This window comes from Lysobacter sp. (assembly GCF_035655815.1).
Taxonomy (GTDB): domain Bacteria; phylum Pseudomonadota; class Gammaproteobacteria; order Xanthomonadales; family Xanthomonadaceae; genus Lysobacter_J.
This window is the reverse complement of sequence record NZ_DASRTS010000017.1, coordinates 1-14,572: the sequence shown is the minus strand read 5'-3', so window position 1 is coordinate 14,572 and position 14,572 is coordinate 1. Positions and strand designations below refer to the sequence as shown.

The following is a 14,572-nucleotide window of genomic DNA, read 5'->3' as shown; positions in this document are numbered from 1 at the left end:
CCACTCCGCCGGGTTCAGCCCGCGCTGGGCGAGCTCGGTGCGCACCCGGATGGGGTCCGCGCCCTCCTTGTCGATCTTGTTCACCGCGACGACGATCGGGACCTCGGCCGCCTTCGCGTGGTCGATCGCCTCGTCGGTCTGCGGCTTGGCGCCGTCGTCGGCCGCGACCACGATGACCGCGATGTCGGTCACGCGGGCGCCGCGGGCGCGCATCGCCGTGAACGCCTGGTGGCCGGGGGTGTCGAGGAAGGTGATGACCTTCTCGCCCTGGTGGACCTGGTAGGCGCCGATGTGCTGCGTGATGCCGCCGGCCTCGCCCGCCGCCACTTCGGTCTGGCGGATCGCGTCCAGCAGCGAGGTCTTGCCGTGGTCGACGTGGCCCATGATGGTCACGACCGGCGGACGCGCGGCCTTCTCGCCCTGCGTCTCTTCCACGTGCGCCAGCAGCGCATCCTCGGCGGTCGCGGCGTCGGCCTTCACCACCACGTGGCCGAGTTCCTCGGTCACCAGCGCAGCGGTGTCGTGGTCGATGCTCTGGTTGATGGTCGCCATGACGCCCATCTTGAACAGCGCCTTGACCACGTCGCCGCCCTTGAGTGCCATCTTCTGCGCCAGGTCGGCGACAGTGATGGTCTCGCCGATGGCGACTTCGCGCACGATCGGAGCGGTGGGACGGGTGAAACCGCTGCCGGAGCGCGACTGCTCGGCCTGCCGGCGCGGCGGCTTGGCCTTGCCGCGCGAGCTGCTGGAGCGGCGCGCACGATCGGTCGCGCTCAGGTGCATCTGGCCGGCGAAGCGGTTGGTACGGTCGTCGTCCTCGACGCCCGTGACCATCGCGTGCGAGCCGCGCGGCTTGTGGGCCGGCGCACCGCGTGCGGGTTCGGGCGCGCGGGCCGGCGCAGGCTTGGGATGGCCATGGCCGTGACCGTGGCCGGCCACCTTGCGTACGGGCTCTTCGTCGCGCTCTTCCACGACCGCGCTGGCATCGGCCAGGCGGGCGCGCTCTTCTTCCTCGGCCTTCTGGCGGGCGACTTCCTCCGCCTGGCGACGGGCGGCATCGGCCTCGTCGGCACGACGCTTGTCCTCGGCCGCAAGACGCTGCTGCTCGGCCAGGTTGCGCTGCTTGGATTCCTCCAGCTTGCGCAGGATTTCCGCGCGCTCGTCGTCGCCATCGGCACCCGCGGCGCCTTCGGTCGGCTTGACCAGCGTGACCTTCTTGCGCACGACCACGTCGACGGTGGTCTTGTTCTTGCCGCCGCCGACGGTGATTTCCTGCTTGCGGCTGCGGTTGAGGGTGATCTTCTTCGCCGCGTCGCCGGACTCGGCCTTGTCGGCCTTGCCGTGGGCGCGCTTGAGGAAGCCGAGCAGCTTGACTTTCTCGATGCTGGTCACGACCTGGTCGGGGCCGCTGAAGCTCATGCCGGCCTCGGCCAGCTGCTCCAGCAACTTCTCGACCGGCGTGTTCACCAGTTCGGCCAGCTTGCGGATGGTGGTTTGCTGCGACATTCGGATTCCGTGTCCTCTTGGCGCGGGACGGGTCCCGCGCGTGTTGGCGTCATTCTAGCCCCGGCGTGCGGGGCAGGCCGACGCGGTACTCATTCGAACCAGTGCTTGCGCGCTTCCATGATCAGCGCGGCGGCACGGGCCTCGTCGATGCCATCGATATCGGTCAGCTCGTCGGTGGCCAGGTCGGCCAGGTCGTCGCGGGTCACGACGCCACGAGCGGCCAACGCGTACGCAGTGGCTTCGTCCATGCCGTCCAGTTCGAGCAGGTCGGCCGAGGGCTGGTGTTCCTCGAGCTCCTCTTCCGCGGCCAGCGCCTCGTTGAGCAGCGCGTCGCGGGCGCGCGAACGCAGCTCCTCGACGATGTCCTCGTCGAAGCCCTCGACCGCAAGCAGCTCGCCGACCGGCACGTAGGCGATTTCCTCGACCGTGCTGAAGCCTTCCGAGACCAGGATGCCGGCGATTTCCTCGTCGACCTCCAGCTTGTCCTGGAACAACTGGCGCGCCGCGGCCTGCTCGGCCTCGGACTTCGCGGTGACCTGGTCCTGGGTCATCACGTTGAGCTGCCAGCCCGACAGGCGGCTGGCCAGGCGCACGTTCTGGCCGCCCTTGCCGATCGCCTGCGCCAGACGGTCCTCGGCCACGGCCAGGTCCATCGAGTGCTTCTCTTCATCGACGATGATCGACTGCACTTCGGCCGGCGCCATCGCGTTGATCACGAACTGCGCCGGGTTGTCCGACCACAGCACGATGTCCACGCGCTCGCCGTTGAGCTCGTTGCTCACCGCCTGCACGCGCGAACCGCGCATGCCGATGCACGCGCCGATGGGATCGGTGCGGTTGTCGTGCGCGACCACGGCAATCTTCGCGCGGTCGCCCGGATCGCGCGCACAGGCCTTGATCGAAACCAGGCCCTGCCCGACTTCCGGCACCTCGAGCTTGAACAGCTCCATCATGAATTCCGGCGCCGCACGGCTGATGAACAGCTGCGGGCCGCGGGGCTCGCTGCGCACGTCGTACAGGTAGCCGCGCACGCGGTCGCCGGTGCGCAGCGCATCGCGCGGAATGCCCTTGTCCTTCGGGATGATGGCTTCGGCGTTGCCGCCCAGATCCACGTAGATGTTGCCGCGCTCCACGCGCTTGACCACGCCGGTGACCAGTTCGCCCACGCGATCCTTCCACGCATCGACGACCTGCTGGCGCTCGGCTTCGCGCACGCGCTGCACGATCACCTGTTTGGCGGCCTGCGCGGCGATGCGGCCGAACTCGGGATTCTCGATCTGCTCCTCGATGTAGTCGCCGACCTCGACGCCCTCGACTTCGTCGATGGCATCCATCAGGCGGATCTGGCGATCGGGCGACTCCATCACCACGTCGTCGGCGACGACTTCCATGCGACGGAAGGTCTCGTAGCTGCCGTCCTTCTGGTCGATCGTCACGCGCACCAGCACGTCCTGGTCGTGGTAGCGCTTTTTGGCGGCCGACGCCAGCGCGGCCTCGATGGCCTCGAAGATGACCTCACGAGGCACGCCCTTCTCGTTGGCGACTGCATCGACGACCAGCAACAGTTCCTTGCTCATCTCTCAGACTCCGCACGGTCGGCGCATGCGCGCCCCGGCATTTGGTGGTGATTTGATGTGGTTACTTCTTTGCCTTCGAAGCGCCACCCTTCGGCGCGCCCTTCGATGGCTTGTCCTTGCCCGGCTTCGTCGGAGCCAGGCCCAGCGCCGCCCAGTCGGGCACCAGCCGGGCCTTGTCGATGTTCTCGAACGACACGACGAACTCGTTACCGTCCAGCAGGAAGACGACGTTGCCGCCCTCCACGCGCACGATCTGCGCCTGCAGGCGGCGGCGACCGTCCTGCGGCAGCTTCAGCGTGACCTTGGCGGTCTCGCCCGCGAAACGCTCGTAATGCGCCTGCGTGAACAGTGGGCGATCCAGGCCCGGCGAGGAAACCTCCAGCGTGTACTGCCCGCTGATGGGGTCTTCCACGTCGAGCTGGGCGGAGACCTCGCGGCTGACCGCTTCGCAATCCTCGATGGTCACGGAGCGCGGCTGACCGTCCTCGCCGCCCGCCTGATCGGCAGGGACGTCGATATACAGACGCAGCACCGCACTGCCGGGCGCAGGAAGGTACTCCGCTCCCAGCAGCTCGACACCCAGCGACCTCACGGTCGGAGCGAGCAGGTTCGCGATTTCGACTGCCTTATCCGTCACGCTCTGAACTCCGCCTGGCGATCGTCCGATCGCTGCATGCATCAATGCACACGCCAATGAAAAACCCGGCCCTGCGACTTGCACTTCCGAGCACGTGCCTGCGGGCACGAAAACGACAAAGGGCCCTTGCGGGCCCCTTGTCCGTACAGCTGGATTTCGGTGTGACGGCGCGAGCAGAGCGCCATCACCAAGCCCGAGCCTTTGGCCTAGGAAACGCCCGGATCCCGGACTTTTCCCGGGACCTCGTCATCGAGAGGTCCCTGGCCGAAGCTGGTAGCGGGGGCAGGATTTGAACCTGCGACCTTCGGGTTATGAGCCCGACGAGCTGCCAGACTGCTCCACCCCGCATCAGGCCGACCATGATAACGGTCGACTTAAAACTACGCAAGCCCGATTCATGAATTCATTCGGGCCGCGCTGAACGTTCCGCTCAGCCAGCGAATGCCCGCTGGCACCACGCCATGATCGGATTCCACGCAAGGCCCAGCGCGATCAGCGCCAGCGCGTTCACACCGAAGGCGATGCGCAGCGGACGGTTGTCGCTGGGCTGCATCGCCTCGCCTTCCGGTTCATCGAAATACATGACCTTGATGACGCGCAGGTAGTAGAACGCGCCCACCACCGCGAACACCACGCCTACCAGGGTCAACCACAGCATGTCGCCCTGCAGCGCCGCGCGCAGTACCGCCAGCTTGGCCCAGAAGCCAAGGAACGGCGGCACGCCCGCCAGCGAGGCCATCACGCACAGAACCAGTCCCGCCATCCAGGGGTTGCGCGCGTTCAGGCCCTTGTAGTCGTTGATGCGGTCGGCCTCGAAGCCGCGACGCGACAGCACGATGATCGCGCCGAAGGCTGCCGCCGACATGAGCGCGTAGCTGATCGCGTAGAACAGCGCCGCGGCGAACCCTTCGCGGCCGCCACCTGCCAGGCCGACGAACAGGAAACCCACGTGCGAAACGGTCGAGTACGCGAGCAGGCGCTTGAGATTGCTCTGCACCATCGCGCTGAGATTGCCGATGGCCAGCGACAGCACGGCCACGGCGGCCAGCATCAGGCGCCAGTGCTCCTCGAACGGTGCGGCGCCGATTTCCAGCAGGCGATAGGTCATGCCGAAGGCCGCCAGCTTGGGAGCCGAGCCGATGAACAGCGTGATCGGAGTCGGCGCGCCGTGATAGACGTCCGGCAGCCACATGTGGAACGGCGCGGCACCGAACTTGAACGCGATGCCCGCCACCACGAACACCACGCCGGTGATCAGCATCAGCGACGACGAGTTGGCGCGGGCGGCGTCGGCGATCTGGTCGAGCTGCAGCGTGCCGGTCGCGCCGTAGATCAGCGACAGGCCGTACAGCAGCAGGCCCGACGCCAGGGCGCCCAGGACGAAGTACTTGATCGCGGCTTCCGAAGCCAGCGGGCTGTCGCGGTCGATGGCGACCAGTGCGTACGAGCACAGCGCCAGCATTTCCAGGCCCAGGTACACCATCACCAGGCTGCCCGAGGACACCAGCAGCATCATGCCGGCGGTCGCGAACAGCATCAGCACCGACACTTCGCCCTTGTAAAGGTCGCGGGCGCGCAGGTACGGCCAGGTGTAGATCATCGACAGGATGCCGACGACGCCGATGGTCACCTTCATGACGTCGGCCGCGGTGTCGCGGATGAACATCCCGCTGAGCACGGTGCCCTGACCACCCACGCCGGTGGCGACCATGAGGGTGGCCACCGCCAGCACGGCGATGGCGAACAGATGGCTCACGACGCGGCGGCGCTCGTCCAGGAACAGGTCGAGCATCAGCAGCGCGAACGCGCCGAGGATGACCACCAGTTCGGGCAGCAGCGGCAGGATGTCGGCGACGGAGCGGACAGGCATGTTCATGCGCTACAACCTCAAAGCTTCGACGAGGCGATCTGCGTCGCCAGGTTCGCGATGGAAGGCTCCATCAGGTCGGTCAGGGGCTTCGGCCACACGCCCAGCAGCAGCACACCGATGGCGAACACGCCCAGCACGAAGGCTTCGCGCGCGTTGATGTCCTCCAGCTCGGCAACGTGTGCGTTGCCCACCTCGCCCCAGATGGTGCGCTTGACCAGCCACAGCGTGTAGGCGGCGCCGATGATCAGCGTGGTCGCCGCGACGAAGCCGATCAGCGGGTGCTTCTGGAAGCTGGCCAGGATCACCATGAACTCGCCGACGAAACCGGACGTGCCCGGCAAGCCCGAGTTGGCCATGGCGAAAAGGACCACGAACGCCGCGAACCAGGGCATCACGTTGGCCACACCGCCGTAGTCCTTGATCATGCGCGTGTGCATGCGGTCGTACAGCACGCCCACGCACGAGAACATCGCGCCCGACACGAAGCCGTGGCTGATCATCTGCACCATCGCGCCCTGCAGGCCAAGGCGGGCCGCATCGGTATTGCCGTAGTCACGCACCAGCGCGAACGAAATGAACGTGCCCAGCGTGACGAAGCCCATGTGCGAAACCGACGAATACGCGATCAGCTTCTTCATGTCGTCCTGCGCCAGCGCGACGAGGCCGACGTAAACCACCGCGATCAGGCTCAGCGCGATGACCAGCCACGCCCACTCGGCGCCGGCGTCGGGCACGATCGGCAACACGAAACGAACGAAACCGTAGCCACCGATCTTCAGCATGATCGCGGCCAGGATCACCGAGCCGGCCGTGGGCGCTTCCACGTGCGCATCTGGCAACCACGTATGGACCGGGAACATCGGCACCTTGACCGCGAAGGCGATCAGGAATCCGAAGAACAGCCACATCTGTTCGGTGGCGTTCAGCGACAGCGCATACATGTCGGCCAACTGCCAGCTGCCACCCTTGAGGTACAGGTAGATCAGCCCGATCAGCATGAACAGCGAACCGAGGAACGTGTACAGGAAGAACTTGATCGACGCGTACACGCGGCGCGGGCCGCCCCACACGCCGATGATGATGAACATCGGGATCAGCATGCCCTCGAAGAACACGTAGAACAGCATCGCGTCCAAGGCGGCGAACACGCCGACCATCAGGCCTTCGAGGATGAGGAACGCGGCGTAGTACTGGCTGACGCGCTTGTCGATCGACGTCCAGGCGCCAATCATCGCCAGCAGCGTCGTCAGCGTGGTCAGGCCGATCAGCGCGGCGGAAATGCCGTCGACACCCAGGTGATAGCGGATGTCGTAGGCCGGGATCCACTCACGGTTCTCGACGAACTGCATGGCCGGGCTCGCCATGTCGAACCCGGTGAACAGCGGGATGCTCGCCAACAGGGCCAGCAGGGCCACCGCCGTGGCGAACCAGCGCGCCGCACCGGCGCGCTCGTTGCCGAACGCCAGCGTCGCCGCGCCGCCGAGGATCGGCAGCCAGATCAGCAGGCTGAGCAGGAAGGAAGTGCTTTGCAAGGGCTCGGGGTTCACGTCGGGTCCTTGTCGGGATTAGCGCCAGTAGCGGATCAGCACGGCCAGCAAAGCAATCAGGCCGATGATCATCGCGAAGGCGTAGTGATAGAGATAGCCGGACTGGAGCCGACGGGTGAGGCGAGCGACCAGGTCGACGACGCGTGCGCTGCCGTTGACCGCGACGCCGTCGATCAGATGGGTGTCGATGGCACGCGAGGCCTTGCCCAGGCCCAGGCCGCCGCCGGCGAAGCCGTCGATCCACAGGTTGTCGAAGCCGTACTTGTTCTCCAGCACCCGCACAGGCCATGCGAACACGCGGCGCGCCTTCGCGGGCAGCTCAGGCTTCCACCAGTACATGATGGTCGCCAGCGCGAAGCCCGCCAGGGTCAGCCAGAACGCCGGCGCCATGAAGCCGTGCACCGCGTACTTCACCGGGCCGTGCCAGACCTCCTTGCCCACCATCGCGACCGTGTCGCGCGCGGCGGACACGTCGATAGCGCCGAGGAAGAATGGCAGTTGCTGGTAGTGGCCGCTCCAGTCGGTGCCGAAGAGCATCGGACCGACCGTGAAGAAGCCGATCAGCACCGACGGAATCGCGAGGAGGATCAGCGGCACCGTGACGACCCACGGAGACTCGTGCGGCTCGACAGGGCCGTGATGACCGTGGCCATGATCGTCGTGCGACGCGTGCGCATGCTCGCCGTGGCCGTGCTCGTCGGCATCGTGCTGCTGATGTCCGTGCGCGTCGTGCGCCTGCGCGTCATGATCGTGCCCATGCGCGTCGCGGAAGCGCTCCTTGCCATGGAAGGTCAGGTAAAGCAGGCGGAAGCTGTAGAACGCGGTAACGAAGGCGCCCAGCAGCACGGCCCAGTACGCGTAGGTGGCGATCCAGCTGTGCCCTTCCCTCGCGTGTTCCGCGGCGGCCTCGATGATGGTGTCCTTCGAGTAGAAGCCGCTGAAGAACGGCGTGCCGATCAGCGCCAGCGTGCCGAGCAGCATCGTCCAATACGTGACGGGCATGTACTTCTTCAGGCCGCCCATCTTGCGCATGTCCTGCTCGTGGTGCATGCCGATGATGACCGAGCCCGCACCCAGGAACAGCAGCGCCTTGAAGAAGGCATGCGTCATCAGGTGGTACACGCCCGCGCTGTAGGCCGACACGCCCAGCGCGACCGTCATGTAGCCCAGCTGCGACAGGGTCGAGTACGCGACCACGCGCTTGATGTCGTTCTGCACGATGCCGATCAGGCCGGTCCAGAACGCGGTGGTGGCGCCGATGAACAGCACGAACATCAGTGCGGTTTCCGACAGCTCGAACAGCGGCGACATGCGCGCGACCATGAAGATCCCTGCGGTCACCATCGTCGCGGCGTGGATCAGCGCGGAGATCGGCGTTGGGCCTTCCATCGAGTCCGGCAGCCACACGTGCAGCGGGACCTGCGCCGACTTGCCCATCGCACCGACGAACAGGCAGATGCAGATCACGGTGGCGACCGACCAGGTCCATGGCGAGGTCAGCGTGATGGTCTTGCCGAACAGCGTCAGCGCACCCGACCACACGGTCATTTCCGCGCCATTGATCAGCGGCGCATTGGCGAACACCGTGCCGTAGTCGAGCGAGCCAAACATCAGCAGCACGCCGGCAATGCCGAGCAGGAAGCCGAAGTCGCCCACGCGGTTGACCAGGAACGCCTTGAGGTTGGCGAAAACGGCGGTCGGGCGCTTGAACCAGAAGCCGATCAGCAGGTACGAGACCAGACCCACTGCTTCCCAGCCGAAGAACAGCTGGAGGAAGTTGTTGCTCATCACGAGCATCAACATCGAGAAGGTGAACAGCGAGATGTAGCTGAAGAATCGCTGGTAACCATCGTCATCGGCCATGTAGCCGATGGTGTAGATGTGCACCAGCAGCGAGACGAAGGTGACGACCACCATCATCATCGCGGTCAGCTTGTCGACCATGAAACCGATGTGCGCCTCGATGCCGCCTACCTGGAACCAGGTATAGACGTTCTCGTTGAACGGCGCGGCGCCCTGCAGCAGCTGCCACAGCACCTGCATCGACAGCAGGCAGCTCACCGCCACGCCGAGGATGGTGACCCAGTGGGCGCCGGCGCGCCCGACCTGGCGACGGAACAGGCCGGCGATGATGGCGCACAGCAACGGGGCCAGCACGATCGCCAGCAGGACGGTCTTGGAGATTGCGTGCTCCACGATAGCGTTCTCCACCGCGTCAGCCCTTCATCGAATCGATTTCGGCCACGTTGATCGTGCGCCGGTTGCGGAACAGCGTGACCAGAATGGCCAAGCCGATGGCGGCTTCGGCCGCGGCGACGGTCAGGATGAAGAACACGAACACCTGACCGGCCGGATCGGCCAGCTGGCGCGAGAACGCGACGAAGTTGATGTTGACCGCCAGCAGCAGCAGCTCCAGCGACATCAGCAGCATGATCACGTTCTTGCGGTTGAGGAAGATGCCGGCAACGCTGATGCAGAACAGCACCGCACCCAGCGCCAGGTAATGGCCGAGCGCAAGCCCGGCTCCGAAGAATTCGCTCACGGCTTGCCCTCCTCTGCCGGAACCTCGGTCGACGCGGGCACGGCCGGCTTGACCGCGTCCATCTTGACCATGCGCACGCGGTCGGCCGCACGGACGCGCGCCTGGGCCGACGGATTCTGGTGCTTGGCACCGACGCGACGACGCAGGGTCAGCGTGACCGCCGCGATCACGGCGACAGTCAGGATGACCGCGGCCACTTCGAACGGCAGCAGGAACTGGGTGAATAGTGCGCGCGCGATCCATTGCGTGTTGCCGGCGACGGACGGATCGGCGGGGAAGGCCGTCACCACGTTCGCCTTGACGCCGATCAGCGTCAGCATTTCCACCAGCATGACCACGGCGACCACCAGGCCGATCGGCAGATAGCGCACGTAGCCCTCGCGCAGCGGTGCCACGTCGATGTCGAGCATCATCACCACGAACAGCAGCAACACCATGACCGCGCCGACATAGACCAGGATCAGCGCGACACCGAGGAATTCGGCGCCCGCGATGATCCAGGTGCAGGCCACGGAGAAGAACGTCAGCACCAGCAGCAGCACCGCGTGCACCGGGTTGCGCACGCTGATGACGCCGACGGCCGCGGCAGTGGCGACCGCCGCGAAGACGAAGAAGGCAATCTGGGCGAGATCCATGTTCGTCAGGCCCTCAACGGAAAGGTGCGTCGGCGGCGCGGCGTTCGGCGATCTCGGCTTCGAGACGGTCGCCGATGGCCAGCAGCTGCGGCTTGGTCACGATGTTCTGGCCGCGCCGGTCGAAGTGGTACTCGTGCACGTGGGTTTCCACGATCGAGTCCACCGGGCAGGATTCCTCGCAGAACCCGCAGAAGATGCACTTGAACAGGTCGATGTCGTAACGCGTGGTGCGGCGGGTGCCGTCCTCGCGCTTGGTCGAATCGATGGTGATGGCCAGCGCCGGGCAGACCGCCTCGCACAGCTTGCAGGCGATGCAGCGCTCTTCGCCGTTCGGATAGCGGCGCAGCGCGTGCACGCCGCGGAAGCGCGGCGACTGCGGCGTCTTCTCCATCGGGTACATCAGCGTGTACTTCGGCTTGAACAGGTACTTGGCGGTGAGGCCCAGTCCCTGCGCCAGCTCGATGAGCAGCAGGCTCTTGAAATAGGAAACGATGCGATTCATGCCTGACTGATCCTTACTTGCCCGGCTCGAAGATGCCGAAGTACGCCATCAGCGCAACCACGCAGATCCAGGCGATGGTCAGCGGGATGAACACCTTCCAGCCCAGGCGCATGATCTGGTCGTAGCGGTAGCGCGGGAACGACGCGCGGAACCAGATGAAGCAGCTGGCGAAGAAGAAGACCTTGGCGAACAGCCACCACCAGCCGTCGACCGACAGCAGCGGGATGCCGAGGCCGTGGAACGGGCTCAGCCAGCCGCCGAGGAAGAAGATCGAGGTCAGGAAGCTGATCAGGATCATGTTCGCGTATTCGGCGAGGAAGAACAGCGCGAACGCCGAACCCGAATACTCGACCATATGGCCGGCCACGATTTCCGATTCGCCTTCCACCACGTCGAACGGCGCGCGGTTGGTCTCGGCGACACCGGAGATGAAGTACACGACGAACAGCGGCAGCATCGGCACCCAGAACCACTCGAGCGCGCCGGCGTTGCCGGCCTGCGCCATCACGATCTCGGTGAGGTTGAGGCTGCCGGCGCCGACCATCACGCCGACCATCGCGAAGCCCATCGCGATTTCGTACGACACCACCTGCGCCGCGGCGCGCATGGCGCCGAGGAACGCGTACTTCGAGTTGGATGCCCAGCCGGCCAGGATGATGCCGTACACGCCCAGCGAGGTCATCGCCAGCAGGTACAGCAGGCCCGCGTTCGCGTTGGACAGCACCAGCTGCGCGTCGAACGGAACCACGGCCCAGGCGGCGAACGCCGGCGCCAGCGCGATCAGCGGCGCGAGCTTGTACAGGAAGTTCTCCGCCTTGGTCGGCTGGATCACCTCCTTGAACAGCAGCTTGAACACGTCGGCGAAGGCCTGGAGGATGCCCATGCCCACGTACATCGGCCCGTGGCGCACGTGCATCCAGCCGATGAGCTTGCGCTCCCAGACGACGTAGAAGGCTACGGCGATGATCACCGGCATGGCGATCACCAGCACCTTCAGGACGATCCAGAGGACGGCGCCGAGATTGCCGAACGACAGCAGCCAGTCGCGGAACGGATCAAACATGGATTACGCCCTCCCCGCCTGCACGCGACCCGACATCGGCGCGGTGGCGCCGTGTCCGGTCTCGATCCATACGGTGCCCGGGGCAACCTTTTCGCTCACCGATACGGGAAGCGTCGCGGTGCCCGCGGCGGTGTTGAACTTGGCAACCACGCCGTCGACCAGACCGAACGTCGAGGCATCCTGCGGATGCAGCACGGCCCTGGGTTCGACGTTGAGGGGATGCGACTGCAGCGCCGGAGCGCGACGAACCACCGCATCGCTGCGATAGATCGCGATGCTGGCGGCCACTTCCAGACCCTCGCCCGCAGCGATCGGCGAGTTGCCGGCCACGACATTCACGTCGCGCATCTGCATGCCGGCGCGGAGGCCGGCCAGGTCGACGAACTCGAAGCCCTTGGCCTGCAGTTCTCCACCGAGGGCGCGCAGCACGCGCCAGCCGGCACGCGCCTGCCCCGGCAGCTTGCCGCCGGCGACGGTCGCCTGCTGGCGGCCATCGAGGTTGGTCAGCGTGGCGTCGATCTCCGGCAGCAGGCCGATCGGCAGGATCACGTCGGCCACGGCGCGCGTGGAACGGCATGCGAAGGTGCTGAATGCCACGACCTGCGCCGGATTGAGGGCCTTGGTCGCCGTCGCCGTGTCCGCGAAATCCAGTCCCGGCTCGATGCCGTACAGGATGTAGGCCGAACGCGGATCGGCCAGCATCGCCTGCGCGTCGCGCGAGGTCGGCAGGACGCCGTAGTCGGACAGGCCGACCGCGTTCGCGCCCTGCGGGATGCGGTTGATCGATGCACCGGTGGCGGCGGCGAAATCGGCACTCGCCTTGCGGATGGCCGACGCATGCGGGCCGTTCTCCGCGAGCGCGCCGACGATGACCACGGCACGCGTCGCCGCCTTCGCGGCGTCGGCCAGCGCCGTGTCGCCGAGCGTCGCCGCGATCTGCGACGGGGCGACGATGCGCTTGCTGGCGACATCGAAGGTGAAATCGAAGTCGACCGGATTGATCACGTGCACCTTGGCGCCACGCGTCCATGCCTTGCGCACGCGCTGGTTCACCAGCGGCAATTCGTGGCGCAGGTTGGAACCGACGATGACGATCAGGTCGGCGTGATCGATGTCGGCGACCGGCGCGGCAAACGTCGCCGCAGTGGCGCCATCGCTCAAATCGTGCTGCTGGATGCGGTGATCGATGTTGCCCGTGCCCAGCGCTTCAGCGAGACGTGCGAGCAGCGCGCCCTCCTCGTTCGAGGTCGCCGGATGCACCAGGATGCCGAGGCGGTCGGCGCCGTTGTCGCGCAGGATCTTCGCGGCCTTCGCCAGCGCCTCCTCCCACGAGGCCTCACGCCACTCGCCGTTCTCCTTGACCATCGGGACCGTTGCGCGGTCTTCCGCGTACAGGCCCTGGTGCGAGTAACGGTCGCGGTCCGACAGCCAGCACTCGTTGACGGCTTCGTTGTCGCGCGGGACGGTGCGCAGCACTTCGCCGCGACGCACGTGCAGGAACAGGTTGCTGCCCAGCGCATCGTGGTAGCCCAGCGATTCGCGCGCGATCAGTTCCCACGGACGCGCCTTGAACTGGAACACCTTGTTGGTCAGCGCGCCGACCGGACAGACGTCGATGACGTTGCCGGACAGCTCGGTCGTCAGCGGCTTGCCGTCGTACGTGCCGATCTGCAGGTTCTCGCCGCGGTACATGCCGCCCAGCTCGTACGTGCCGGCGATCTCCGCGGTGAAGCGCACGCAGCGCGTGCACTGGATGCAGCGGGTCATCTCGGTGGCGACCAGCGGACCGATGTCCTCGTCGGGCACTACGCGCTTGCGCTCGGCGAAGCGGCTGACCGAACGACCGTAACCCAGCGACAGATCCTGCAGCTCGCACTCACCGCCCTGGTCGCAGATCGGGCAGTCAAGCGGATGGTTGATCAGCAGGAACTCCATCACGTTGCGCTGGCTCTTGAGCGCCTTCTCGCTGCGCGTGGCGACCTTCATGCCGTCCATCACCGGCGTGGCGCAGGCCGGCGCCGGCTTCGGCATCTTCTCGACCTCGACCAGGCACATGCGGCAGTTCGCCGCGACGCTGAGCTTGTCGTGGTAGCAGAAGCGCGGGATCGGGATGCCGGCCTTGTCGGCCGCCTGGATGATCATCGAGCCCTTCGGCGCGGCCATCTCGACGCCATCGATGAAGACGGTGACGTGGTCGGGCGGAAGGTTCGGATTGACGGGCTGCGCACTCATGCGGCGGCTACCTGCTGCACGACCGTGCCGGCGGCCTCGTCGTCGACGAGGAAGCGCTTGTTGACGATCGCGTATTCGAATTCATGCCAGAAGTGGCGCAGGAAGCCCTGCACCGGCCACGCGGCGGCTTCGCCGAACGCGCAGATGGTGTGCCCTTCGATCTGGCCCGCGGCGGTGCGCAGCATGTGCAGGTCGTCGAGCGTGGCCTCGCGGTTGGCGATACGCGTGAGCATGCGGTACATCCAGCCGGTGCCTTCGCGGCAGGGCGTGCACTGGCCGCACGACTCCTTGAAATAGAAGCGCGCGATGCGCTGGCAGGCGCGCACCATGCAGGTGGTGTCGTCCATGACGATGACCGCGCCCGAGCCCAGGCCCGAACCCGCCTTCTGGATCGCGTCGTAGTCCATCGTCAGCGACATCATCGTGTCGCCCGGCAGCACCGGCATCGACGAGCCGCCCGG

Annotated in this window: 12 protein-coding genes and 1 tRNA gene; all 13 read right to left on the bottom strand. The window is 66.3% G+C overall.

What is annotated here, in order from left to right; all coding sequences use genetic code 11:
* Nucleotides 1–1,506 (bottom strand): translation initiation factor IF-2 N-terminal domain-containing protein (locus VFE83_RS04290; RefSeq protein ID WP_324903645.1); only part of this gene is annotated, 1,506 nt, incomplete at its 3' end.
* A gap of 89 nt (nt 1,507–1,595) precedes the next feature.
* A complete protein-coding gene (gene nusA, locus VFE83_RS04285) occupies nt 1,596–3,083 on the bottom strand; it encodes a transcription termination factor NusA (RefSeq protein WP_324903644.1) in 1,488 nt (495 codons plus the stop codon).
* A 61-nt stretch (nt 3,084–3,144) separates the two neighbouring features.
* Nucleotides 3,145–3,720, bottom strand: a complete 576-nt coding sequence (rimP, locus tag VFE83_RS04280; protein WP_324903643.1) for a ribosome maturation factor RimP — start codon at nt 3,718–3,720, stop codon at nt 3,145–3,147.
* A 271-nt stretch (nt 3,721–3,991) separates the two neighbouring features.
* Nucleotides 3,992–4,068 (bottom strand) — tRNA-Met (locus VFE83_RS04275).
* An 82-nt stretch (nt 4,069–4,150) separates the two neighbouring features.
* Nucleotides 4,151–5,596 carry an NADH-quinone oxidoreductase subunit NuoN gene (nuoN, locus tag VFE83_RS04270; RefSeq protein ID WP_324903642.1) on the bottom strand — a complete coding sequence of 482 codons (1,446 nt, stop codon included), beginning with the start codon at nt 5,594–5,596 and terminating at the stop codon, nt 4,151–4,153.
* A gap of 11 nt (nt 5,597–5,607) precedes the next feature.
* Nucleotides 5,608–7,122 carry an NADH-quinone oxidoreductase subunit M gene (locus tag VFE83_RS04265; protein WP_324903641.1) on the bottom strand — a complete coding sequence of 505 codons (1,515 nt, stop codon included), beginning with the start codon at nt 7,120–7,122 and terminating at the stop codon, nt 5,608–5,610.
* 33 nt (nt 7,123–7,155) lie between these two features.
* The gene (gene nuoL, locus VFE83_RS04260) at nt 7,156–9,333 is read right to left on the bottom strand and encodes an NADH-quinone oxidoreductase subunit L (protein ID WP_324903640.1); all 2,178 of its coding nucleotides are present in this window, start codon (nt 9,331–9,333) and stop codon (nt 7,156–7,158) included.
* A 19-nt stretch (nt 9,334–9,352) separates the two neighbouring features.
* The gene (nuoK, locus tag VFE83_RS04255) at nt 9,353–9,679 is read right to left on the bottom strand and encodes an NADH-quinone oxidoreductase subunit NuoK (protein ID WP_324903639.1); all 327 of its coding nucleotides are present in this window, start codon (nt 9,677–9,679) and stop codon (nt 9,353–9,355) included.
* The gene (locus VFE83_RS04250) at nt 9,676–10,314 is read right to left on the bottom strand and encodes an NADH-quinone oxidoreductase subunit J (protein WP_324903638.1); all 639 of its coding nucleotides are present in this window, start codon (nt 10,312–10,314) and stop codon (nt 9,676–9,678) included. Before VFE83_RS04250 ends, nuoK begins: the two co-directional genes overlap by 4 nt.
* Nucleotides 10,315–10,327: 13 nt before the next feature.
* Complete coding sequence (gene nuoI, locus VFE83_RS04245) at nt 10,328–10,816, bottom strand: NADH-quinone oxidoreductase subunit NuoI (protein WP_324903637.1); 489 nt, start codon at nt 10,814–10,816, stop codon at nt 10,328–10,330.
* Nucleotides 10,817–10,829: 13 nt separating this feature from the next.
* Entirely contained in the window at nt 10,830–11,879 is a 1,050-nt protein-coding gene (gene nuoH, locus VFE83_RS04240; protein WP_324903636.1) for an NADH-quinone oxidoreductase subunit NuoH, read from the bottom strand.
* A 3-nt stretch (nt 11,880–11,882) separates the two neighbouring features.
* On the bottom strand, nt 11,883–14,111 hold the full coding sequence (gene nuoG, locus VFE83_RS04235) for an NADH-quinone oxidoreductase subunit NuoG (RefSeq protein ID WP_324903635.1): 2,229 nt from the start codon (nt 14,109–14,111) through the stop codon (nt 11,883–11,885).
* A partial coding sequence (locus tag VFE83_RS04230; protein WP_324903634.1) for an NADH-ubiquinone oxidoreductase-F iron-sulfur binding region domain-containing protein occupies nt 14,108–14,572 on the bottom strand: 465 nt, incomplete at its 5' end. The genes VFE83_RS04230 and nuoG, both read right to left, overlap by 4 nt.

Coding starts and splice junctions, on each gene's coding strand:
- nusA (WP_324903644.1), bottom strand. CDS start 3,083: ATGAGCAAGGAACTGTTGCTGGTCGTCGATGCAGTCGCCAACGAGAAG.
- VFE83_RS04250 (WP_324903638.1), bottom strand. CDS start 10,314: ATGGATCTCGCCCAGATTGCCTTCTTCGTCTTCGCGGCGGTCGCCACT.
- nuoN (WP_324903642.1), bottom strand. CDS start 5,596: ATGAACATGCCTGTCCGCTCCGTCGCCGACATCCTGCCGCTGCTGCCC.
- nuoG (WP_324903635.1), bottom strand. CDS start 14,111: ATGAGTGCGCAGCCCGTCAATCCGAACCTTCCGCCCGACCACGTCACC.
- nuoH (WP_324903636.1), bottom strand. CDS start 11,879: ATGTTTGATCCGTTCCGCGACTGGCTGCTGTCGTTCGGCAATCTCGGC.
- nuoI (WP_324903637.1), bottom strand. CDS start 10,816: ATGAATCGCATCGTTTCCTATTTCAAGAGCCTGCTGCTCATCGAGCTG.